Source organism: Pseudophaeobacter sp. (assembly GCF_048267565.1).
In the GTDB taxonomy this organism is placed as follows: domain Bacteria; phylum Pseudomonadota; class Alphaproteobacteria; order Rhodobacterales; family Rhodobacteraceae; genus Pseudophaeobacter; species Pseudophaeobacter profundi.
Genome location: NZ_JBLWXG010000014.1, coordinates 1 through 22,264, shown reverse-complemented (window position 1 = coordinate 22,264; position 22,264 = coordinate 1). Strand labels below are relative to the sequence as shown.

At 61.7% G+C, this 22,264-nt stretch carries 18 protein-coding genes; 10 read left to right on the top strand and 8 right to left on the bottom strand.

Translation table 11 applies throughout. The annotated features are described in order from the left end of the window. Window positions 1–158: 158 nt before the first annotated feature. The 4 genes from ACN0VH_RS19220 (at window position 159) to ACN0VH_RS19205 (ending at window position 3,283) form a co-directional block, all read left to right on the top strand. On the top strand, window positions 159–1,109 hold the full coding sequence (locus ACN0VH_RS19220; protein ID WP_417702034.1) for an aldo/keto reductase: 951 nt from the start codon (window positions 159–161) through the stop codon (window positions 1,107–1,109). Continuing rightward, on the top strand, window positions 1,106–2,185 hold the full coding sequence (locus ACN0VH_RS19215) for an NAD(P)/FAD-dependent oxidoreductase (protein WP_278924318.1): 1,080 nt from the start codon (window positions 1,106–1,108) through the stop codon (window positions 2,183–2,185). The genes ACN0VH_RS19220 and ACN0VH_RS19215 overlap by 4 nt, the downstream gene beginning before the upstream one ends. Then, a complete protein-coding gene (locus ACN0VH_RS19210; RefSeq protein ID WP_278924317.1) occupies window positions 2,185–2,856 on the top strand; it encodes a DUF938 domain-containing protein in 672 nt (223 codons plus the stop codon). Before ACN0VH_RS19215 ends, ACN0VH_RS19210 begins: the two co-directional genes overlap by 1 nt. A gap of 88 nt (window positions 2,857–2,944) precedes the next feature. Next, the gene (locus tag ACN0VH_RS19205; protein WP_278924316.1) at window positions 2,945–3,283 is read left to right on the top strand and encodes a carboxymuconolactone decarboxylase family protein; all 339 of its coding nucleotides are present in this window, start codon (window positions 2,945–2,947) and stop codon (window positions 3,281–3,283) included. Between the two features lie 78 nt (window positions 3,284–3,361). Here ACN0VH_RS19205 and ACN0VH_RS19200 read toward each other — a convergent pair whose 3' ends face one another. The 5 genes from ACN0VH_RS19200 to ACN0VH_RS19180 all read right to left on the bottom strand — a co-directional run bounded on the left by ACN0VH_RS19200 (window position 3,362) and on the right by ACN0VH_RS19180 (window position 10,990). Then, complete coding sequence (locus ACN0VH_RS19200) at window positions 3,362–5,872, bottom strand: GcvT family protein (protein ID WP_278924315.1); 2,511 nt, start codon at window positions 5,870–5,872, stop codon at window positions 3,362–3,364. Between the two features lie 178 nt (window positions 5,873–6,050). Further along, window positions 6,051–6,386, bottom strand: a complete 336-nt coding sequence (locus tag ACN0VH_RS19195) for a hypothetical protein (RefSeq protein WP_417702031.1) — start codon at window positions 6,384–6,386, stop codon at window positions 6,051–6,053. Between the two features lie 132 nt (window positions 6,387–6,518). Next, window positions 6,519–7,928: an FAD-binding oxidoreductase gene (locus ACN0VH_RS19190; protein WP_278924313.1), complete on the bottom strand. Its 1,410-nt coding sequence runs from the start codon at window positions 7,926–7,928 to the stop codon at window positions 6,519–6,521. Window positions 7,929–8,099: 171 nt separating this feature from the next. After that, entirely contained in the window at window positions 8,100–9,965 is a 1,866-nt protein-coding gene (gene ggt / locus ACN0VH_RS19185; protein ID WP_417702029.1) for a gamma-glutamyltransferase, read from the bottom strand. 38 nt (window positions 9,966–10,003) lie between these two features. Continuing rightward, the gene (locus ACN0VH_RS19180) at window positions 10,004–10,990 is read right to left on the bottom strand and encodes a 2-hydroxyacid dehydrogenase (RefSeq protein WP_278924312.1); all 987 of its coding nucleotides are present in this window, start codon (window positions 10,988–10,990) and stop codon (window positions 10,004–10,006) included. 270 nt (window positions 10,991–11,260) lie between these two features. Between ACN0VH_RS19180 and ACN0VH_RS19175 the strand changes: the two genes are divergently transcribed. Further along, a complete protein-coding gene (locus ACN0VH_RS19175) occupies window positions 11,261–11,728 on the top strand; it encodes an SH3 domain-containing protein (RefSeq protein WP_417702091.1) in 468 nt (155 codons plus the stop codon). Between the two features lie 24 nt (window positions 11,729–11,752). On the opposite strand, the gene ACN0VH_RS19170 is transcribed toward ACN0VH_RS19175, so the two are convergent. After that, complete coding sequence (locus ACN0VH_RS19170) at window positions 11,753–14,377, bottom strand: AAA family ATPase (protein ID WP_417702027.1); 2,625 nt, start codon at window positions 14,375–14,377, stop codon at window positions 11,753–11,755. Further along, window positions 14,374–15,522 carry a metallophosphoesterase family protein gene (locus ACN0VH_RS19165; RefSeq protein WP_417702025.1) on the bottom strand — a complete coding sequence of 383 codons (1,149 nt, stop codon included), beginning with the start codon at window positions 15,520–15,522 and terminating at the stop codon, window positions 14,374–14,376. The genes ACN0VH_RS19170 and ACN0VH_RS19165 overlap by 4 nt, the downstream gene beginning before the upstream one ends. Window positions 15,523–15,665: 143 nt before the next feature. Between ACN0VH_RS19165 and ACN0VH_RS19160 the strand changes: the two genes are divergently transcribed. The 5 genes from ACN0VH_RS19160 to ACN0VH_RS19140 all read left to right on the top strand — a co-directional run bounded on the left by ACN0VH_RS19160 (window position 15,666) and on the right by ACN0VH_RS19140 (window position 21,663). Continuing rightward, on the top strand, window positions 15,666–16,361 hold the full coding sequence (locus ACN0VH_RS19160) for a GntR family transcriptional regulator (protein WP_313790359.1): 696 nt from the start codon (window positions 15,666–15,668) through the stop codon (window positions 16,359–16,361). 43 nt (window positions 16,362–16,404) lie between these two features. Beyond that, window positions 16,405–17,424 (top strand): ABC transporter substrate-binding protein, encoded by a 1,020-nt coding sequence (locus tag ACN0VH_RS19155; protein ID WP_278924309.1) that lies wholly within the window; start codon window positions 16,405–16,407, stop codon window positions 17,422–17,424. A gap of 84 nt (window positions 17,425–17,508) precedes the next feature. Beyond that, window positions 17,509–18,276 (top strand): ABC transporter ATP-binding protein, encoded by a 768-nt coding sequence (locus ACN0VH_RS19150; RefSeq protein WP_278924308.1) that lies wholly within the window; start codon window positions 17,509–17,511, stop codon window positions 18,274–18,276. Continuing rightward, window positions 18,269–19,081, top strand: a complete 813-nt coding sequence (locus tag ACN0VH_RS19145; protein WP_278924307.1) for an ABC transporter permease — start codon at window positions 18,269–18,271, stop codon at window positions 19,079–19,081. The genes ACN0VH_RS19150 and ACN0VH_RS19145 overlap by 8 nt, the downstream gene beginning before the upstream one ends. 368 nt (window positions 19,082–19,449) lie before the next feature. Further along, window positions 19,450–21,663, top strand: coding sequence for an NADP-dependent isocitrate dehydrogenase (locus ACN0VH_RS19140; RefSeq protein WP_417702022.1), 2,214 nt, complete (start codon window positions 19,450–19,452; stop codon window positions 21,661–21,663). A 133-nt stretch (window positions 21,664–21,796) separates the two neighbouring features. On the opposite strand, the gene ACN0VH_RS19135 is transcribed toward ACN0VH_RS19140, so the two are convergent. Next, on the bottom strand, window positions 21,797–22,264 hold a 468-nt coding region (locus ACN0VH_RS19135; RefSeq protein ID WP_417702021.1), incomplete at its 5' end, for a methyl-accepting chemotaxis protein.

Genomic DNA, 22,264 nt, shown 5'->3' with positions numbered 1-22,264 from the left:
GAGATTATAACAAAACTGTTGCGCAACCATAGCATGGGCCCGCCCAATGCAGGAAGCGTTTCGAAACACTGCACCTGCGAAGGGCTGCAACCGCGCCTGCCTGCGCCTTGCAAAAATGCTGCTTTTCCCCAGCCAGAACCCGTGCAACTGTCTGGCCCATGACACAGATCCTCAAAAGCCCCGATGGAACCCCTGCCAGCCGCTTTGCCTTTGGCACCATGCAGTTTGGCGGCCGTGCGGATGCGGCACAATCGGCCGAAATCTATGATGCCTGCCGTGCAGTTGGCGTCAATCATTTTGATACGGCCTGGGTTTATACCAATGGCCAGAGCGAAGAGATCCTGGGGGACCTCATCAAGGATGAACGCGACCAGCTGATCATTGCCAGCAAGGTTGGCTATACGGGCGGCGCCGGGGCTGCCAATATGCAGGCGCAGTTTGACACCAGCCGCCGCCGGCTTCAGCTCGACAGTCTTGATATCCTCTACCTGCATCGCTTTGATGACGAGACAGATCTGCGCGAAACGCTGGCGTGGTTTGCCGCGCGCAAAGAAGCGGGTGAGATTTCCTATATGGGTCTGTCCAATTTTGCCGCATGGCAGGTGATGAAGGCGCAGATGCTGGGGGCCGAGTTTGGTCTTGCCACGGATATTTTGCAGCCCATGTATTCGCTGGTGAAACGCCAGGCCGAGGTCGAAATTCTACCCATGTGCAGCGACCAGAACATTGCCATTGCGCCCTACTCCCCCCTAGGTGGCGGGCTGCTGACCGGAAAATACATCACGGCCAACGCCGCTGGGCGATTGAATGAAGATGCCCGCTACAACAGCCGCTATGGCCAGGACTGGATGCATGAGACCGCCCGCCAGCTGAGCCTTCTGGCCGCAGAGCGGGGCGTGGAACCGGCCACCCTTGCTGTGGCCTGGGTGGCCGCCCACGCTGCCGCACCGATGCCCATCATTTCCGGTCGCACCGCCGCACAGGTGGCCCCCTCGCTTGCAGCGCTGGATTTCCAGATGGATGCAGCACTCTATAGTGAGATTGCAGCGCTCAGCCCGCGCCCGGCCCCAGCGACGGACCGACTGGAAGAGCAGGAGGCGGGCGCATGACCTATGACTTCATCATTATCGGCGGCGGTATTGCCGGTGCCAGTGCAGCCGCCCGCCTGTCAGAGCTGGGATCCGTGGTGCTGTTGGAAATGGAACAGGCCCTTGGCTACCATGCCTCGGGCAGATCTGCCGCGATGTTCGAAGAAAACTATGGCCCACCCGCTGTCGTTGCCTTGAACCGCGCCAGCGCAGATCACCATCACAACGCCAATGGCGGCTATCTGACCCCGCGCGGGCTCATGATGGTTTCAGGGCCTGGTCAGGAACAGCATTTTGCCACCGACCTCAAGGAACTGCAGCTGGATGAGATCAGCTTTCGCGAAGCCCAGGACCTGGTGCCGATCCTGAACCCCAAAACCGTGACCCATGCAGGGCTGCATATGCTGGCGCAGGATCTGGATACCGACCGGATGATTCAGGATTTTGCCAAGGTTGCCCGCGCCGCCGGGGGCAGCATTGTGACCCGCGCCCGCGTCAGTGCCATCCGCCACACGGATCACGGCTGGCAGGTCGAGGCGGGCGACGAGACCTATACGGGGGCGCAACTGGTCAATGCAGCCGGGGCCTGGGTGGATGAAATCGCCGCACTGGCCGGGGTTGCCCCGATCGGCATCCAGCCGCGCCGCCGTTCCATGGCGCAATTACCGGCGCCAGGTGGCCATGACGTCACCCAATGGCCGATGCTGATGGGGGTTGGCGAAACCTGGTACGCCAAACCCGACGCTGGCAAGCTGCTGGTCTCTCCGGCGGATGAAGATCTGGCGGTGCCACATGATGCCTATGCCGACGACATGGTTCTGGCCGAGGGGCTGGCGCGCTATGAAGAACGGGTCACCACCCCGGTTACCCGGGTCGAAAGTAACTGGGCCGGGCTGCGCAGCTTTGCCCCGGATGGGTCGCTGGTGCTGGGACCAGACCCGACGCAGACGGATTTCATCTGGTGTGCCGCCCAGGGGGGCTATGGTTTTCAGACCGCCCCCGCCGCCGCACGCCTGTTGGCCGATCTGGTCGGCGGACGCCCTTCGGAACTGGATGCACCGACACGTGCCGCCCTTTCGCCCGAAAGGCTGCGCTGATGGCTGTGCGCTCTGTTCCCTCTGCCGCATCGGTTGCCCACCCCAAAGACGGCAAGCTTTTTGCAGAATCCGCAGCCCGTAACCTTGCCCCACTGTGTGATCTGCTGCAACAGGTCGCCCCACCGCAGGGGCGCCGGGCACTAGAACTGGCAAGTGGCACCGGCCAGCATGTAATTGGCTATGCCAGCCGCCTGCCCGATTTCACCTGGCAACCCAGCGAGGCAGACCCAGTTCGGCTGGACAGTATCAACGCCTATATCGCGGCGACAGACCTGACGAACATCCGCACCGCCACGCTGCTGGATGCCACCGCAGTCGGCTGGGGCGCAGGACAGCACCCGCAGGATCTGATTGTCCTGTCAAACCTGTTGCACCTGATCAGCAGTGCCGAAGCACAGCACCTGATCCAAGAGGCGGCGGTGGCGCTCGCGCCTCAGGGGCGGCTGGTGATCTATGGGCCATTCTCGCGCGGCGGAGAATTGACCAGCCCCGGCGACAGGTCCTTTCACTGCGCGCTAACGGCCCATGACCCCGAAACCGGTTACAAGGATGACTTTGACGTCCTGGACTGGGGAGAGGCGGTCGGGCTACGCACCGCCCAGGTTGTAGAGATGCCCGCCAATAATCTGGCGCTGGTCTTTTGCAAGGAGGCCCCTCAACCTGACGGCTAGGCCGTTCAGGACATGACCTAGATCAAGGTTCGCGGTCCCGGCGCGCAATACACCTTCAATAAATGGAATATCAATTGAAGGACATCCAATGGACTGGAACACAAAACTGGAAACAACCCGTCAGGGGCTGCGCAATCTGAATCGGGCTATTCCCGACACGGCACAGGCCTTTGGTGCGCTTGGAAAATCCGTGAAACAGGGCGGTGTGCTGGACTTCAAACAAAAAGAGTTTGTCGCCCTCGGGATCGCGGTTGCAGTCCGCTGTGAGGACTGTATCGGACTGCATGTGGAAGCGCTGGTCCGGGCCGGGGCAAGCCGCGAAGAAGTCTCTGACGTCTTGGCAATGTCGATCCAGATGGGGGGTGGTCCTGCCATGATGTATGCCGCCAAGGCGCTCACCTGCTTTGACGAATTGATCAGCAGCTGAGAGCAGGAAGTTCACCCAGAAATACCAAAAGCCCCGATCATCGGATCGGGGCTTTGTGTCTTAATACCCTACAATAGCCTAGCCGTTTTGGCGAATGGTGGCGTTTGTCGGATCGTAGGGGCTGTCACAAGTGACAGTTGCATCCCACAGTTTATCCTGCAGTTTCACCTTCAGCTTGGTGCCTTCCACCGCCAGTTCCGGTGGCACATAGCCCATGCCGATGCTCTTCTCAAAGGCCACGGAATAGCCGCCCGAAGTCAGACGCCCAACACGGGTTGCGCCATCTTCAGTATAGAGCGCCTCGCGGCCCCAGGGATCGGCATCTGCTGGTCCGTCAATCAGCAGGGTGCAGCACTTGAACCGCACGCCTGTCTCAATCATCGCCTCTTTGCCGTGGAAATCTTTTTCCAGGTCGATAAAGCGCGGCAGATCGGCCTCGGCTGGGGTGGCGTCGCGGCCCAGCTCTGTGCCGAAGGCGCGATAGCTTTTCTCCATCCGCAGCCAGTTCTGGGCGCGCGCGCCGACCAACTTCATGCCGTGTTTCTCGCCTGCTTTTTCCAGCAGATCGAACAGGTAGTTCTGCATCTCGATCGGGTGGTGCAATTCCCAGCCCAACTCTCCGGTGTAGGCCACACGGATCGCATTGACGGGGCACATGCCCAGTTCGATCTGACGCGCCGACAGCCAGGGGAAGCGCTTGTTCGACAGGGCGGTTTCAGGGTCACCGTCGACAATGATCTCCTTCAGCACATCGCGCGACTTGGGGCCGGCGATGGCAAAGACACCCCACTGTGTGGTGACATCCTGGATCTCGATATATCCGAACTCTTCCATCTTGTCTTCGGCCGCCTTGCGCAGGAAGTCGGCGTCATACTCGGTCAACGCACCAGCAGAGACCAGATAGTAACTGTTCTCGCCATTGCGCACGATGGTGTATTCGGTGCGGGTGGTACCGGCCGAAGTCAGCGCATAGGTCAGGTTGATCCGGCCGATTTTTGGCAGCTTGTTGCAGGTGAACCAATCCAGGAACTGGGTGGCACCGGGCCCCTTGACGACATGCTTGGTAAAGGCGGTGGCATCAACCAGGCCGACGCCGCTCCGGATCGCCTTGGCTTCGTCCACGGCGTATTGCCACCAGCCGCCACGGCGGAAAGAGCGCGCATCGTGGTCGAAATTTTCGGGTGCATCCTTGGGGCCATAGTAGTTGGGACGTTCCCAGCCATTGACCCAGCCAAACTGCGCGCCACGTTCTTTCTGGCGCTCAAACGCCGGAGAGGTACGCAGGGGACGCGCGGCGGGGCGTTCCTCATCAGGGTGGTGCAGGATGTAGACGTGCTCGTAGCATTCTTCGTTCTTGCGCGCGGCAAATTCGGTGGTCATCCAGCTCTGGCTATAGCGCTTGGGGTCCAGGCTTGCCATGTCGATTTCGGCTTCGCCATCGACCATCATCTGGGCCAGGTAGTAGCCGGTGCCGCCGGCGGCAGTGATCCCGAACGAGAACCCTTCGGCCAGCCACATGTTGCGCAGGCCAGGAGCCGGGCCAACCAGCGGGTTGCCATCGGGGGTATAGCAGATCGGGCCGTTGAAATCATCCTTGAGGCCGGAGTCGGCGCAGGAGGGAACGCGCTCTGCCATCGCCATGTACTGATCCGCAATCCGGTCCAGATCGAGCGGGAACAGATCGGCGCGGAAACTGTCGGGCACACCGTGTTCAAAACGCGCAGGCGCGCCGTGTTCGTAGATGCCGAGGATCCAGCCGCCGCGCTCTTCGCGGGCATAGGATTCATTGTCGGCGTCGCGGATGACGGGGTGCTCGGGGTTGCCCGCTTCGCGCCATTTGACCAGCTCGGGGTCCTTGTCCATGACGATGAAGGTATGTTCCACTGGCACGGCAGGCATCTTGATGCCCAGCATCTTGGCGGTGCGCTGCGCGTGGTTGCCCGACGCGGTCACGACGTGCTCGGCGGTGATCACCACTTGCTCGTCGGAGGGGACCAGATTGCCGCCCTTTTCCACCATCTTGGTGCAGGTGACTTCCCAATGTGTGCCGGTCCAGTGGAAGGCATCGGCTTGCAGTTTGCGCACGATCTCGACGCCGCGCTGCCGGGCACCCTTGGCCATCGCCTGGGTCACATCTGCTGGGTTAATATAGCCGTCTTCGGTGTGGTAGATCGCGCCTTTCAGGTCGCCGGTTTCAATCAGCGGCCAGCGTTCCTTGATCTGGTCGGGGGTGAGCCACTCATACGCGACATCGCAGGTTTCCGCGGTCGAGGCATAGAGCTTATATTCATCCATGCGCTCTTCGGTCTGCGCCATACGCAGGTTACCCACCACGGCAAAACCCGCGTTCAGGCCGGTTTCGGCCTCCAGCGACTTATAAAAATCGACCGAGTATTTATGGATATGGGTTGTCGCATAGGACATGTTGAACAGCGGCAGCAGCCCGGCGGCATGCCAGGTCGACCCCGAGGTCAGTTCGTCACGCTCTACCAGCATAACGTCGTCCCAGCCAGCTTTGGCGAGGTGATAGGCAATTGAGGTGCCAACAGCGCCGCCGCCGACGACCAATGCTTTGACTTGAGTTTTCATGAGGCCGTTCTCCGGAACAAGTGACTCGGGGGTTGTGCATTGCTTATGCCCAACGCGCATCAAACCGGGCTAAATCCATCCGACGCAAAAAAAGTCAAAACCGACCTTTTCACCCGTCGACACCGCTTTGCCGACCGCAGATTGCCAAGGCGCGCCCCAAAGCGGCGTCACAAAAGGATTATTGGCAGCTTACAGTAGTCGTGCCGCGCCGAATGCAGACAGCAGCTGGTTCGTCATCCCGGGCAGAGGCCTCCTGCGCGTCTGCCGCAAGCTCTGCCAGTTGCGCATCACCTGGCGCGTGGTCTGCAGCGCGACCGATCGCGGTCGTGCCAAACCTACCAGCAAGGGCCTGCGCCGAGGTCTTGTCGTATCGCTTTTGCACGATGGCTGCATAGTCTTTCATGCTCAGCTCTCCCGGGGCGAGCCCGGCCGCCTGGCTTTGCATGTTGTAGTCCACCACGACAACGGCCTGGGTGCAAAACACAAGTATCCCAAGACTTTTCTTGATGCTCATCCGACCTCCTGCGCGCGGCCCCCTATGGCCACGACACAGGGGTACAGGGCAATCCGTGCAAAATTATGGCAGGGCAGACCCCGGATCCGTGCCGCCAAACCGCCCTGCCCCGCCCGTCAGTCAGTCAGTCAGTCAGTCCTTATCGCTCAGCACCTTACCAGGGTTTAGGATATTGTCAGGATCCAGCGCAGCCTTGATTGCCGCCATATAGCGGGTGGCAGCCCCCAGCTCCTTGAGCAGATAGGGCCGCTTGCCCTGGCCGATGCCATGTTCCCCGGTGCAGGTGCCATCCATCGAGATCGCCATTTCGTTCAGCCAGCCGATATAGTCATCCGCCTTTTGCCGTTCTTCGCTGCTCTCCATGTCAATCAGCAGCAGCGCATGGAAATTCCCGTCGCCCACATGGCCCACCATAGGCGCGATCAGCCCCATGTCCTCGGCCTTTTGCCGGGCTGCGCCGACGCAGGCAGCCAGTTGCGAGATCGGCACGCAGACATCGGTAGAGATCCCCTTGGCGCCGGGGCGGATCTGTAGGCTGGCCCAGTACATATCGTGCCGCGCCTGCCACAGCTTATTGCGTTCTTCTGCGGTTGAAGTGGCCTCATAATCAAAGCCGCCGAACTCTTCTGCGATGGCGGCAAAGGTCTCGCTCTGCTCCAGCACACTGGCGTCAGAGCCGTGGAATTCCAGCAGCAGCAGTGGCGTCTGGGGCAGCGACAGCTTGGAATAGGCATTGGCGGCACCAACGCTCATCTCGTCCAGCAGTTCCATCCGGGCGACAGGCACACCGTATTGGATGGTCATCATCACCGCGCGGCAGGCATCATCCACCGAACGGAACGAACAGCGCGCCGAGCGGATGGCCTCGGGGATGCCCTGCAGACGCAGGGTGAGTTCGGTCATCAGCCCCAACGTCCCCTCAGAGCCGACCATCAGCCGGGTCAGGTCATACCCCGCCGAGGACTTCTTGGCCCGCTGAGCGGTGCGGATCACCTCTCCATCGGCCATCACCACCTCAAGCGCCATCACGTTGTCTTTCATGGTGCCATAGCGCACCGCATTGGTGCCCGAGGCGCGCGTTGCCGCCATGCCGCCCAGCGAGGCATTGGCACCGGGGTCAATGGGAAAGAACAGCCCCTGATCACGCAGGAAGGTATTCAACTGTTCACGGGTGACGCCGGGCTGTACCACAACGTCCAGATCTTCGGCATGCACCGCAAGGATCTTGTCCATCCGCATCATATCGATGCAAATGCCACCCGCCGGGGCATTCACATGCCCCTCAAGCGAGGTGCCGGTGCCAAAGGGGATCACCGGCACGCCATACTCGGCGCAGGTTTTGACAATGCTTGCGACCTCTTCAGTCGACGTCGGGAAGACAACGGCATCAGGGGCCTGATTGGTGATCCAGGTGGTGGTATGGCCATGTTGCTCGCGGATCGCTTGGCCGGTTTGCAGCTGCTCTCCGAACTGCTGTTTCAAGACGCTGATGGCAGCCTCGATGCCGGCTTCATTACGTGGCAATGCTGTTGCTTGCACCATGGTGTGATCCTCTTCCTATCCCCGGCGGTATGATGTCGCCGCTGTCCTCGCCTTCGTGTTGTCATGACAACACGCGCGCCTCTTATGATGTAAAAGAGGGGTGCAGACAAGACATTGCCGCACCCCTTATTCTCTGCATGGTGGCCAGCCCTTGGGCCAGGTTACATCCCGCTATTGACCCAGCGCAATGCCCTCGCGGCGCGGATCTGCCCCCCCTTTCAGGGTCTCGCCAATCTCAATCGCGTGCAGCCCCGAATTCAGATCGCGGATGTTGACCTTATAGCCCATCTCGACCAGCGGCGCTTCCAGCTCTGTAGCGGCGGTGTCGGCCTCAAGATCATAAGTGCCAAAGCGGTTCACCGCATGGGGCAAGGCCAGCGCCTGTTGCACATCCAGCCCCCAGTCGGCCCAGGCCACAATCGCGGTGGCCACATAGCCGATGATCCGGCTGCCCCCGGGCGAGCCAATGGCCAGAACCGGTGCCCCGTCACGCAGCACGATCGTGGGCGCCATAGAGGAACGCGGCCGTTTGCCCGGCTCTATCCGGTTGGCAATCGGCACCCCGTCGCGATGGCTGCGAAAGGAAAAATCGGTCAGCTCGTTGTTGAGCAGAAAGCCATTGCTCATCACCCGCGAGCCAAAGCCGTTTTCAATGGTCGTCGTCATCGACAGGACGTTGCCATATTGGTCGACAATCGTCAGATGCGAGGTAGATGGAAATTCAATCGAAACATCATCGGCCCAAAGCGGCGCCAGAGCGGCGTGATCAAACTCGGGCTGGCCCGGTGCCACCTCGGCCAGGGCTTGTGGCCCCGCCAGCAGCTGGCCACGCTGGGCCAGATAGTCAGGATCAACCAGCCCCTTGACCGGGACCGGCACAAAATCGCTATCGGCCATGTAGCGGCCCCGGTCAGCAAAGGCGAGCCGGGAGGCATCGCCAATCAAGCGCCAGGATTCAGGGTTTTTAGCGCCCAGGGCCGCCAGGTCGTAGCCTCCCAGCATGCCCAGGATCTGCCCCACTGTCAGCGCCCCGGACGAAGGTGGCCCCATGCCGCAGACCTCAAAGACGCGATAGCTGGCGCAGCTTGCATCGCGCTCTTTCACCCGATACAGCGCAAGATCCAGCATCGACAGCACACCGGGGTTGCCCTCGGCCTGCTGCACGTTGCGCACGATCTCTGCCGCGATCGGCCCGGTATAAAACCCTTCGGCGCCCTGTTCGGAAAGCACCTGCAGCACATCGGCATAGGCCAGATTGGTCAGACGATCACCTTCGGCCAGCGGCGTGCCACCCGGCAGAAAGTAGTCAGCAGTTGCCGGAAAGCGGCTCAGACGATCCGCATCCTGCGCAATCGCACCCGCCATCCGCGGTGAGACCTCAAAACCATCCTGCGCCAGGGAAATCCCGGCCTCAAACAACGAGGCCCAGTTGGTCTGCCCCCATTTGCGATGCGCCATCTCCAGCAAGGCAGGGGTGCCGGGGGTGCCAACGGATCGCCCGCCAACCACGGCGTCAAAGAACTTTAGCGGCGCGCCAGTTTCGTCCTGAAACAACTGTGGCGTCGCGGCCAGGGGCGCGGTTTCACGGGCATCCAGGGTGGTGACAGCCCCTGTCCTGGCGTCATACCAAACCAGAAAGGCCCCGCCCCCCAGGCCCGAAGACTGTGGCTCGACCAGTCCCAGCACCACCTGGGCTGCAATCATCGCGTCAGCCGCCGTGCCGCCTTGGCGCAGAACCTCCGCGCCAGCCTCCACCGCATGTGGGTTCGCAGCCGCGATCATCCAGTCCTGTGCCTCTACCGGTTGCCCCGCCTGCTTGGCAGCCAGTGCCGCCGCAGAGGCATCGGAGATCGCCGCAATGCCGCCCCGGCTTGCGCCTTCGGGTGCAACCGCATCGGCGGCCTCTTCTGCCTGCAGGCCAATTCCAGACAGAACCAGGATTGGCAGGGTCAAGACAGACAGGGAAAGAACTGGCTGCATCAACGACGGAACCGTCCGTGCAGATGCAGCCAGACAGGTCAGAAAAACAGATTTCATGGAATGCCCCTCATACGCAAAAGATGCTGGCAGGGCTGCTACAACATGGCTGGGACCACCTGATCAGGTGGCCGATGCCCATCCTCGAAGGTCTTGATATTCAACAGGACTTTTTCACCCATCTCGATACGACCCTCAAGGGTTGCAGACCCCATATGAGGAAGAAGTACCACATTCGGCAACTCGCGCAACCTTGGATTGATATCGGTGCCCTTTTCATAGACATCCAGACCTGCCCCGGCAATTTCATCGCTGCGCAGCATCCGCGTCAACGCCAGTTCGTCGATCACCTCGCCGCGTGAGGTGTTGACCACCACCGCCGAGGGTTTCATCAGCTTCAGCCGCCGGGCATTCAGCAAATGAAAGGTCGAGGGCGTCGAAGGGCAATTGACCGAGATCACATCCATGCGCGCCACCATCTGATCCAGGCTTTCCCAGTAGGTGGCATCCAGTGCGGATTCGATTTCGGGGCGCAGGCGGCGGCGGTTGTGATAGTGAACCTGCATGCCAAAGGCGCTGGCCCGGCGGGCCACAGCCTGGCCAATCTGGCCCATGCCAAGAATCCCAAGGCGACGCCCGGCCAATCGCCCGCCCAGCATCGCAGTGGGCGCCCAGCCCCGCCAATCACCTTTCTGCATAACGGCCAGCCCCTCGGGAATGCGCCGCACCACCGCCATGATCAGCGCCATCGCCATATCGGCGGTATCATCGGTCAGAACCCCTGGCGTATTGGACACCAGAATGCCGCGTTGCCGGGCGGTGGCCACATCAATGTGATCGACCCCGGCGCCATAGTTTGCGATCAATTTCAGTTTTTCCCCGGCCTGCCCCAAAAGCGCCGCATCAATGGTATCGGTTACCGTCGGCACCAGCACATCGGCCTCTTTCATTGCGGCAGCCAGTTCCTGGCGGTTCATCGGTGTATCATCGCTGCGCAGACGCACATCGAACAGCTCGCTCAGCCGTGTCTCGACTGGCTCTGGCAACCGTCGCGTAACAACAACACTCAGACGTTCTCTGGCCACTTTTGCTCTCCCCTGGCTTTGCAAGTCACTTGCCTTCATGACATGGTGGCGCAGGACGGAACCGGGCACAAGAACCGATCCACCGGAACCAAAGCAGTTGGCGCGGCTTTTTGCCTTTTTCCAGGTCAGATTGCCGCAGGATTTTGCGACATATATTGGGCAGGCTGAACCCTAAGCAAAAGTGAGCAGGCAGTGATTAAATTTTCCACAGGATGGCGCGGTCTGGCGCTGGCGCTCTGCGTTGGTTTAGGCGTCACGACTGCAGGGTCCATCGCCGCGGCCCAGGAAAGCAGCCAGCCAGCCCCCCAAGAGCGCGGGCCAGTGACCAACCTGCCTCTGCCGCGCTATGTCTCGATGAAGGCCTCCGAAGGCAATGTTCGGCGCGGCCCCTCTTTGACGCATCGCATCGACTGGGTGTTCAAACGACGTGGCATGCCGCTGCAGATCACCGCCGAGTTTGGCCACTGGCGCCGGGTGCGCGATCAGGATGGAGCCGGCGGCTGGGTGCATTATGCCCTGCTGTCAGGGGTGCGCACAGTGCTGGTGCAAGAAGACATGCTGACCCTGCATACACAACCGGATGAACGCACCGCAGTGACAGCCGCGCTCGAATACGGGGTGGTCGCGCGCCTGGGCACGTGTTCCCTGACCTGGTGCAACGTCTCTGTCGGCGGCTTTGACGGCTGGGCCCCCAAAGATAAACTCTGGGGGGTGATGCCGGACGAAATCCGCGAGTGACCCCCCTGTACCGCCTTGTGGCCCCTATGGCACCACCCGGCGAATGCTCAGCTGGGTGCCACCAAGGGCGCGAAAGCTCTTTTGGCGGCAGGTGAACACCAGGATCTGCATCTCATTCGCCTGCAGCGTCAGCGCATCAAATATCTTCTCGATCCGGGCGTCATCGGTATAGACGATGGCATCATCCAGAATGATCGGCGCAGGCTGTCCCCGCCGCGCCAAAAGCCGGGCAAAGGCGAGACGCACCAGCAGGGCAACCTGTTCCTGCGTGCCACCAGACAGGCTGTCAAAGGCTTCCTCTTGCCCGGCACGCTGCAACTGATCCGGCAGCACCTGCCCCGCATCCAGCGCCAGGCGCGCTTCAGGCCAGAGCAACCGCAGCAATGGTTGCAGTTCTTTCAGCACCGGCCCGATATAGGCCTCTTGTGCGGCACTGCGGGCGCGCTCCAGCGCCTGTTCAAGGCGGCGTAGAACCGCAACTTCGAACTCGATCCCCTGCAGCCGTTTGCGGGCCCCAATCACCTGGTCACGCAGCTCTGCCAGATCTTCCTCCACTGCCGCCCCGGCGCTGGTGGCAATGCGGCTGTCCAGCACTGCCAGATCTCGCAGGTGGCTCTGCACTGCTTCGCGGGTTGAAGCCTGCTCGGATTTGGCACGGGCGGCGCGGGCCTGCGCCTGCTCCAGATTCGGGGCTTGCTGTTCCAGCAGCTGATACTGCGCCTTGCGCGTCGCCAGCCCCTGCTCCAGCTCTGCCTGGCGTTGCTGCAGACTGACCAATCGCTGGGCCATATCGCCCTGCTCTGCCAGGGCCGCCTCGGCGCGTTGCAGCCGTTGCTGCGCGGCCTGATGATGCGCCTGGGCACCTTCCAGCGCGCGGCGCAGCTCGGCCTCTTGGCTGCGCGCCGCCTCACGCTCGGCAGCGCTGCGCTCCAACGCGCCGCGACAGGAGAGAAGATCCGCCTCTGCCGCGTCGATCTCTTGCGCAGAACCCTGGACAGGCGGTGTTTCACCAGCCTGCGGATCCGCCATCGTCGGCAATGCGTCCAGCTGCTGCATCAGGGCCAGAATGCCATCCGGGGCAAGGGTGGCAAGCTGCTGCTCGGCCTCTTGCAGGCGAATGACGGCCTCTTGACGGGCACGATGGGCTTGGCGCGCCTGTTCAACATCCGCGCAGCCCGCCTGTTCCAGGGCCGCACGCAGGGCGCGCTCTGCCTGATCCAATTGCACCTGGCCGCCGTCCGCGCCCGGGTGCAGATCAATCTGCGCCAACCCCGGCACCGAAAGGCACCCGCCTGCCGGCAGCGACAGGCGCTGCCCGCCGAGTAGTGGCGCGCCATCCAGCAGCAGCAGCCCATCCAGCCCCTGTTCATAGGTTACCGTAATGGCCGGGGCCGCCAATTGCTGCGCCTGTTGCGCCAGCGCCAAGGCCTCGCGGGTGGTCTCTATCTCGGCCAGAGCACCGGCATCCGGGCCTGTCGTCGCCAGATGGTTTTGCCGGGTAATCTGCTGCATGGCGCTGCGCACCTGGGCCAGGGTCTGTTCCAACGCCCGACGCTGGCCTGCGGCCTGGGCGTGCCTCTCGGCCCGTTGTAGCGCTGCCAGCCGGGTTTCGGCCTCGCGCGACGCCAGCTCGGCCTCGCGATGCGCGGCCTCTGCCTGCGCCAGCCGCTGCCGGGCCGGATCCAGATCTGCCACAATGCGCGCGCAGGTCTCGGTGGCGGCCTCGCAGGCTGTTTCGGCCTCGCTGCAATCCTGTTGCCGGGCCTGGAACTGCGCCAGCGCGCGCAGGTGACTGTCCAACATCAATTCAGCATTTTGCGCCCCCTGTCGCGCCACCTGCAGCTTTTCCTGATGCTGCTGTGCCGCCGCAAGATCCTTCTGGCTTTGTCGCAGGCGGCTCTCCTGCTCTTGCTGCATCTGCGGGTCTTGCAGATCACCCAGCGCACGGCGCAGATCCTGACGCTGATCCAACTGTTGGCGCAGCTCTTGCACCTGGGCGGCCAGCGCCTGCTCGCGGGATTCATAATCCGCCAGAGCGGTCATCGACAGTTCCAGCGCACCGCCCTTTTTCGCCCCGCGCGAAGTCACCAGCCGATCCAGAGACTGGCGCACATCGCGGCGGATCGCATCCATACGCTGCCCACCAGTGACACTGTCCACCTCGCCCGCAACCGAAGACATCAAATCCTGCCGCGCCGCCAGCGTTTCTTTGGCATCGGCAAAATTGGTCAGCCCCTGACGCACCCAGAGTAACCCGGCCGGGCCGCCCTCTTTGGGCGATTTGATCAGCGTCTTCAGCCAGGCCTCAGCCGCATCCGATTGCAGGAACAGGCTGTCGCCCTGCCAGATCCGCACCTCGCCCTTGCCAGAGGCCTTGCGGAACTGTTTGACCAGACGATAGACATCACCCTGCAGTTCAATTTCCACCTCGATCCGGGGGTCGCCACCAACACGCGGCGCAAGGGCGCGGGTGTCTTTGTCCCAGGATTTTGCATCCTTGAAGAACACCGCATGCAGGGCGTCAAAGATGGTCGACTTCCCCTGTTCATTCGGCGCAGCAAGGACATTCAGCCCCGGCCCCATGCCGGTGATTTCCACCAAATCGGTGAACCGACGCACGTTTTCCAGCCGGATGGCGCGAATTATCATCGGAGATCCTCCGCCGCGGCCGCATCCTGCGTATAGGCAAACAACCGGTTCAGCGCCGCCGAGGCGGTGTCGCGTTCGGCCTGTGCCAGCGTCCCGTCCTGGGCCGCCTGCATCAGCTCTTCGGCGGCAGTGCGCAGGGCCCCATTGCTGGCAATCAGGTCCAGATCAGATACCTGATGCTGACTGCGCAGCCCGGCTTCGTCCAGCTGGAAATAGCAGAACTCCGGTGCCACCTCGGTCACCGCCCGGCGCAGCGCCAAGAGTTGCGGCGGCGTCACCCAGCCTTCGGCCCGCAGCCGCAGCAGGTGGTGCTGCCAGTCTGAGCGCGGCTCTGGTAGCAGCGCGCGCACCTCTGCCACGACATCCGCCGCCGGGGTCAGCGCCAGCGGCTGTTCTTGCCAGTGGTAGATCCCGGTTTCAATGAACGTGACCTTTGGTTCGGCGCCCGGCGTCGTCAGCTCTACCAGCAGGCATTGCCCGGCCCCCGCATGTTTGAAGCGATCTGCTTCCGGGGTGCCGCTGTAACGGCTGCGGGCGTTCAGGGTAAAGGCACCGTGCCAATCCCCCAGCGCCAGATAATCCAACCGAGCACTGCTGGCCCGCTGCGCCGAGATCACCTCGCCGCCCGTCTCTTCGCTGCCAAATTCAAGCACCCCACCATGGGCCAGACCAATACGCAAATCGCCTTCTGGCGTGGCCTGCCCATCCATCCATGCGGTCAGGTCCTGACCGGCAAAGCGATGGCGGCAGGGCGCCGGCAACAGCTGCACCCCTGGCGCCATCTGCACAGGATCGGGCTGCATCAAAAGGTGGGTATTCTCCCCCGCATGCTCTGCCATCGCCGTCCAAAGCGTTTCAGCAGCGGCACTGTCATGATTGCCGGGAATGATCCACCACTGCAAATCGGTTGCCGCCGCCATACCGGCCAGCGCCTGTCGCAGTACCCGGTCTGATGGAGTTTCACTGTCAAACAGATCACCGGCGATCAACACATGCCCGGCCCCATGCGCCTGCGCTACCCTGGCCAGCCCGACAATGCTTTTCTGGCGGGCCTGCTGCAGATCAGCGCGCGTTTCTTCCGGCATTTGGCCAAAGCGTTTACCCAGATGCAGATCCGAGGTGTGGAGAAAGCGAAATGGGGTCATCGAGGCTCCGACAAGTGATCACAGCGGCACGGCGCGCGCCTTGGGGGTATGAGTGGCAGAGGCGTCGGCAGGGGTCAACGTGGCTTTGCCCAGAGCGGTAAAACTGCAGGGATGATTGACAGGGGGAAGGCTCTGCGCCAAAAATGTCCAACATTTTGCAAAATCGGGTTCAAATGCTCTTTGGTTCAAAACAGGATGAGGATGAAACGGTGGTGGCCATGCTGGCCTCTGCGCTGCGTCGCGACATCTCGTTTGGCCTGCTCCGGCCAGATGAAAAGCTAAAGCTGAACGGCCTGCGGCAGCGCTATGGCGGCTCGAACCATTCGATGCGCGAAACCCTGCGGCTGCTTAGCGCTGAGGGCCTGGTGGCGGCAACCGCCCAGCGCGGCTTTCGCGTCACCTCGGCCACGTCACAAGACCAGCAGGACATCCTGTTCATGCGGGTGCAGATCGAAAAGATGGCATTGGAGAGGGCGCTGAAACTGGGCGATGTCGCCTGGGAGGGGCGCATTCTGGCCGCGCATCATGCCATGCGTCACCGCGAAACCCTGGTACAAGAGGATCTGAGCGATCTGGCTGCCCTGGAATGGGATAATGCCTGCCGCGGCTTTTTCTACAGCCTGTGCGATGCCTCGGACTCGCCGCGCCTGCTGGACACCCAGCAGAAATACTACGACCAGTCCCGCCGCTTTCGCCTGGCTGCACTGCGCGAAGGGCGTCTGGATTTTGCCCAACGTGCGGCCCAGCACCATGCCCTGCTAACGGCGGCTTTGGCGCGCGACACAGGCACCGCGCTTGGCCTGCTTGAGACCGTAATAACAACGGAGTTGCAGGCCTGAGCCAGCAACGCCACACAGACGACATACACGAGGGAGGAAGACCATGACTGAATTTACCCGCCGCAAGGCATTGGCCCTATTGGGCAGCAGCGCCGCCGCCGCTGGACTGGCAAGCCCAGCCCTGGCATCAGGGCGCAAAATCACCGTGGGCGCGCTGCGTTTCACCAGCCATTCCGGCAGCTTCATCGGGTTTGAGCGCGGCTATTTTGCCGAAGCGGGCCTGGATGTAGAGTTCAAGTTCTTCCAGGCGGCGACCCCGATGGCGGTTGCGATTGCGTCAGGCGATGTGGATTATGCCGTGACCGCCATGTCCGGCGGGCTGGTCTCGCTGGCAGACAAGGGCGCGGTCAAGATCATCGGCGGCGCCCTGTCAGAGGAAGCAGGCATCGACGGCCAGAAATATCTGGTCTCGGACGCCGCCTATCAGGCTGGCATCACGACCCCGGCACAGCTGGCGGGCAAAAGCTATGGAATCACCACGGCCGGATCGTCCTTCCACTACATGGGCTCCAAAATGGCCGCCGCCGAAGGGATCGAGCTGAAGTTCAAGCCCTTGCAAAAGGTCGGCGCCATCATCGGCGCGCTGAAATCCGGCCAGATCGATGCTTGGTCCATCGTACCGCATCTGGCCAAGCCGCTGGCGGGATCGGGCCAGGTGCATATCATCGGCAATGTTTCGGACTATCTGCCCAACTACCAGGTCACCACGGTCTTTACCTCGGCCAAGAATGCCAGCGGTGAACAGCAGATGACCCGTGATTTCCTGGCCGGCTATTCCAAGGGTGTCGCCGAATACAACGCCACCATGATCGACAAGGCCCAGGGCGACGAAGGCGTTCAGGCGCTGGTCGATCTGATCCACAAGTATGTCTATGCGGATCGCCCACGCGAAAAGGCTGCCAAATCCATCATCAACGGCACCATGCGCCTGAATGAGGGCGCAGCGATGAACACCGCCTCGCTGCAGGATCAGCTAAGCTGGTTCCAAGCAGAGGGCCTGGTGGACAAGGGCATCAGCCTGGAAACCGTGATTGACCCAAGCTACGTGCAGACCCTGGGCTAAACCAGCCAGCATCACACCATCGGGGGCGGGGCTTTTGCCGCGCCCCCTCTTCACACTTGTTCCCAACATTCATTGGAGCCCCACATGGATATTCGCCTCTCTGGCGTCAGCCATTCCTACGATGACTTTGAGGTGCTCCGCGATATCTCGCTCGAGATCCCCTCGGGGCGGATCGTCTGCATCGTCGGCCCTTCAGGCTGTGGTAAATCCACCCTGCTGCGATTTCTTGGCGGGCTGGAAAAACCCAGCCATGGCGAGGTGCTGCAGATCGGTGCGCCGCCCAGCGATTGCCTGAACCCGCTGACATATATCTTTCAGGACTTTGCCCTGCTTCCCTGGCGATCTGTGCGAGGCAATATTTCACTGGTGCTGGAAGACCACGGTATTCGCGGAGCCCGTGCAGACGGTATCATTGCCGATGTCCTAGCCCGCACCAAGCTGAGCGATTTTGCCAAGGCCCTGCCCAAGCAGTTGTCGGGCGGGATGAAGCAACGGGTGGCCATTGCCCGCGCCCTGGCGGTGAACCCTGCAGTGATGCTGATGGATGAACCCCTGTCGGCGCTGGACAGCCAGACCCGCGAATTGCTGATGGATGATCTGGTCAGCCTCTGGACCCGCACGCCCTTTACCGCCGTCTATGTCACCCACAACCTGGCAGAGGCCGTGCGCCTGGGGCATTCCATCGTGGTGATGTCACGCCGCCCCGGAGAGATCCGCGAAGTGGTGCATCTGGATAAGCCGCTGGATCAGCGCCAGTATGGCGACACTGATCTGGAAGAGAAACAAAAATACCTATGGCAGCTGATGCGCGAAGAAGCCCGCGCGGCAGATGCGGAGCTGGTCCATGTCTGATTTGCATTCTCCCTCCACCGCCGCCCGGCAGGTCACCTTTCGCGGCGGCGGCTTTGCCCCGTCCAGTCCGCGCTGGATTGGCGTTGCGGTTTTTGCCGTGCTGCTGGGTCTGGCCGAGCTGGGCACCCGTCAGGGCTGGATTTCACCGCTGACGCTGCCCCGCCCCAGCGATGTGCTGCTAACCTTCCAGGAACTCTATGCCTCTGGTCTGTTGTGGGCGCATCTCAGCGTGTCTCTGACCCGCCTTTTGATTGGCGCTGCCCTGGGGGCCAGTCTGGGCGTGGCCACCGGCGTTTTGATTGGGCTGTTCTCTTATGTGCGCGCCGGATTGGTGCCGCTGACGGCGGCGCTGTTTCCGATCCCCAAGATCGCCCTGCTACCGCTGTTCGTCATCTGGTTTGGCATTGACGAAGGTTCCAAATACGCGCTGATCGCCTTTGGCACCTTTACCCCAACGGTGGTGGCAACCTATGGCGCGGTGGACAATGTCGACCGCAGCCTGATCCGCATGGGCCAGAGCTTTAACCTGTCGTGGTTTTCCATCGTGCGCAAAATTGTGCTGCCCGGTGCTATGCCCGGCATCCTGTCCGGCCTGCGTATCAGCCTGGCGATTGCCATCATCCTGCTGGTCGCCGCCGAAATGCTGGGCGCGGAATATGGCATCGGCGCCTATATCCTTGAGGCCGGGTCGCTTTATGATCTGGAGCGGCTGTTTGCCGGGGTGACCATCCTGTCACTACTGGGCATCACCATGAGCACAATCATCGGCCAGATTGAACGCCGGGTGCTGAGCTGGCGCCAGTAGCACAGCAATCCAAAGGCGACTGGCGACTGGCGCGCGAGGGCGACGCGCCAGTCGCCCTGCGTGCATCCGTATCCTTGCCTAGCCTGATCCTTACCTGGCCTGCGCGTCACTACCATGACCTGAAAAATGCTGCCGCCGCGCTGCGCAGCCCCCTGGCAAAGGGTGAAAACTGCTGCACCGCGTCAATCTGCCAGCGCAAATCCGCATCCTAGTGATTGCACCGACTGCTTTCCTGCTCTACATGGGGCCTTAAATGGCCCCTGCCCAAACACCAGATCGGCGCCGGGTCCGTTCGCTCTTATGCAAGAGACGTAGTGCTGCTACGCTAAGTCAACAAAGCTTCCGCTATCGCTGAAAGGTTGAGAAACATGACAGAAAATTCAAACCCCGACATTCTGTATACCATCGTAGACGAAGCCCCCGAGCTGGCCTCGGCGTCCTTCTTGCCGATCATCCGCAAGTTCGCGGCCGCCGCAGATGTCAGTGTTGGCACCAAGGATATTTCTCTGGCGGGTCGCATCATTGCCACCTTCCCCGAAGGGCTGACCGCCGAGCAGCGCCAGCCCGATGACCTGGCCGAGCTGGGCAAACTGGTCAAAACTCCCAATGCAAATGTCATCAAGCTGCCCAATATCTCGGCCTCTGTGCCGCAGCTGCTTGCCGCGATCGAAGAGCTGCAATCGCAGGGCTATGACATCCCCAACTACCCCGAAGACCCCAAGAGCGACGCGGAAAAAGAAGCCCGCGCCCGCTATGATGGGCTGAAAGGTTCTGCTGTGAACCCGGTTCTGCGCGAAGGCAACTCGGATCGCCGCGCCGCCCGCGCCGTCAAGAACTACGCCCAAAACAACCCACATTCGATGGGGGCCTGGTCCGCAGACAGCAAGACCAAGGTCTCGTCGATGCCGGGCAATGATTTTTATGCCAATGAAAAAGCGGCCACCATCACCGCAGCCCAGGCTGGGAATGCCAAGATCGAATTTGTTGCCAAGGATGGCGCGGTCACCGTGCTGAAAGACGGCTGGGCGCTGGAGGCAGGCACCATTGCCGATGCCACCTTCATGTCCGCCGCTGCGCTCGGTTCCTTCCTGGCCGATGCAATTGCCGACACCAAGGCTGACGGCACCATGTTTTCGCTGCACCTGAAGGCCACCATGATGAAGGTCTCCGACCCGATCATCTTTGGCCACGCGGTCAAGGCCTGGCTTGCGCCCGTGTTTGACAAATTCGGCGCTGAACTGGACGCGCTGGGGGTGAATGCCAATTCCGGCCTTGGTGATCTGTTGGATCGCGTGTCCGGCAACGCCGACATCATGGCCGCGATCGAGGCCGTGACTGCCGATCGCCCCGCCATGTATATGGTCGACAGCGACAAAGGCATCACCAACCTGCACGTGCCATCGGATGTGATCATCGATGCCTCGATGCCCGCAGTGATCCGCGCGGGCGGCAAAGGCTGGGATGCAGCGGGCAATAAGGGCGACACCAACTGCGTTATCCCTGATCGCTGCTATGCCACCGTCTACGACGAGGCGATCAATTTCTTCAAAGCCAATGGCGCGCTTGACGTCACCACCGCAGGCTCTGTCGCCAACGTCGGTCTGATGGCGCAAAAGGCCGAGGAATACGGATCGCACCCAACCACATTCGAGGCCCCTGCGGATGGCACCATCCGGGTGGTCCTGGCCAATGGCGAGACGCTGCACAGCCACGACGTGGAGGCTGGCGATATCTGGCGCGCCTGCACCGCCAAACAGGCGCCGATTGAGAACTGGATCGAACTGGCGCTGGATCGCCAGCGTCTGACCGGATCCGAGGCGATCTTCTGGCTGGATGACAACCGCGCCCATGACGCCGAGCTGATCAAATATGTCAAACCCGCGCTGGAAGCGGCAGGCAAAACAGATCTGTTCCAGATCATGGCCCCACGTGAAGCAACTGCCCAGTCGCTGAAGACCATCACCGCAGGCAAGGACAGCATCGCCATCACCGGCAACGTGCTGCGCGACTACCTGACAGATCTGTTCCCGATCCTTGAACTGGGCACCTCGGCCAAGATGCTGTCGATCGTGAAACTGATGCAAGGTGGCGGCCTGTTTGAAACCGGTGCCGGTGGATCGGCCCCCAAACACGTGCAACAGCTGGTTGAACAAAACCACCTGCGCTGGGACTCGATGGGCGAATTCTGCGCCCTGGGTGAAAGCCTGAACTTCCTGGCCGACAGCAAAGGCAATGCCAAGGCCGGCGTGCTGGGCGCGGCTGCCGAAGTGGCGACCCAAGGTATTCTGGACAACAACAAGTCGCCATCGCGCAAGGTTGGTGAACCCGACAACCGTGATAGCCACTATTGGTTCGCCCGCTACTGGGCCGAAGCCCTGGCTGCCCAGAGTGACGATGCCGAAATCGCCGAGCATTTCGCCCTGATCGCGACAGCCCTGCAAGAGGGGGAAACCCAGATCCTGACCGAACTGGCCGCTGTCCAGGGCCCTGCTGCCGATATCGGCGGCTACTACCACCCGAATGCGGCTCAAAAGGCCGCCGTGATGCGCCCAAGCGCCACGCTGAACGCCATCATCGGCTGATCCCCCTGCCCCGGCGCGCAATCCGCCGGGGCAGCGACCAGCCTATTGAGGCAGAGACAGACAAAACAAAAAAACGCCCGGCGATTTCGCCGGGCGTTTTTTATCATTCAATAATCAGTCTGGGACCGCAGGATCAGAAATCCTGCCACATATCCCTGGCCGCATTGCCATCGTTACGGACGTTGACAATGCCTGGGGCGGGGGCTGCCTCCAGATCCCAGTCATCATCGCCATGGGCCGATGGTGTCACAGGGGCTGCTGGCACAGCCGCGGCGGCCAGACGTGGCATGGCGGTCACGGATGCACTGCCATCCACTTTGAAGACCGCGATCAGCTCAGCCAGTTTGGAAGAATCTGTATTCAACAGATGCCCGGCGGCGGTTGCCTGTTCCACCATGGCGGCGTTTTGCTGGGTCACCTGATCCAGCTGGGTCACCCCGGTGTTGATCTCGTTCAGGCCGGTGGATTGCTCCACCGCGCCCTCGGCGATACCGGACACCAGCTTCGAGATATGGCTGACCTGGCCGACGATGCTTTCCAGCGCTTCGCCCGCCTTGCCCACCAGATCAACGCCGCGCGCCACCTGTTTGGAGCTGTCACC

Excerpts from the sequence above, each read along its gene's own strand:
- ACN0VH_RS19220 (WP_417702034.1), top strand. The coding sequence starts at position 159 with ATGACACAGATCCTCAAAAGCCCCGATGGAACCCCTGCCAGCCGCTTT.
- ACN0VH_RS19215 (WP_278924318.1), top strand. The coding sequence starts at position 1,106 with ATGACCTATGACTTCATCATTATCGGCGGCGGTATTGCCGGTGCCAGT.
- ACN0VH_RS19210 (WP_278924317.1), top strand. The coding sequence starts at position 2,185 with ATGGCTGTGCGCTCTGTTCCCTCTGCCGCATCGGTTGCCCACCCCAAA.
- ACN0VH_RS19205 (WP_278924316.1), top strand. The coding sequence starts at position 2,945 with ATGGACTGGAACACAAAACTGGAAACAACCCGTCAGGGGCTGCGCAAT.
- ACN0VH_RS19200 (WP_278924315.1), bottom strand. The coding sequence starts at position 5,872 with ATGAAAACTCAAGTCAAAGCATTGGTCGTCGGCGGCGGCGCTGTTGGC.
- ACN0VH_RS19195 (WP_417702031.1), bottom strand. The coding sequence starts at position 6,386 with ATGAGCATCAAGAAAAGTCTTGGGATACTTGTGTTTTGCACCCAGGCC.
- ACN0VH_RS19190 (WP_278924313.1), bottom strand. The coding sequence starts at position 7,928 with ATGGTGCAAGCAACAGCATTGCCACGTAATGAAGCCGGCATCGAGGCT.
- ggt (WP_417702029.1), bottom strand. The coding sequence starts at position 9,965 with ATGAAATCTGTTTTTCTGACCTGTCTGGCTGCATCTGCACGGACGGTT.
- ACN0VH_RS19170 (WP_417702027.1), bottom strand. The coding sequence starts at position 14,377 with ATGATAATTCGCGCCATCCGGCTGGAAAACGTGCGTCGGTTCACCGAT.
- ACN0VH_RS19165 (WP_417702025.1), bottom strand. The coding sequence starts at position 15,522 with ATGACCCCATTTCGCTTTCTCCACACCTCGGATCTGCATCTGGGTAAA.
- ACN0VH_RS19160 (WP_313790359.1), top strand. The coding sequence starts at position 15,666 with ATGTCCAACATTTTGCAAAATCGGGTTCAAATGCTCTTTGGTTCAAAA.
- ACN0VH_RS19155 (WP_278924309.1), top strand. The coding sequence starts at position 16,405 with ATGACTGAATTTACCCGCCGCAAGGCATTGGCCCTATTGGGCAGCAGC.
- ACN0VH_RS19150 (WP_278924308.1), top strand. The coding sequence starts at position 17,509 with ATGGATATTCGCCTCTCTGGCGTCAGCCATTCCTACGATGACTTTGAG.
- ACN0VH_RS19145 (WP_278924307.1), top strand. The coding sequence starts at position 18,269 with ATGTCTGATTTGCATTCTCCCTCCACCGCCGCCCGGCAGGTCACCTTT.
- ACN0VH_RS19140 (WP_417702022.1), top strand. The coding sequence starts at position 19,450 with ATGACAGAAAATTCAAACCCCGACATTCTGTATACCATCGTAGACGAA.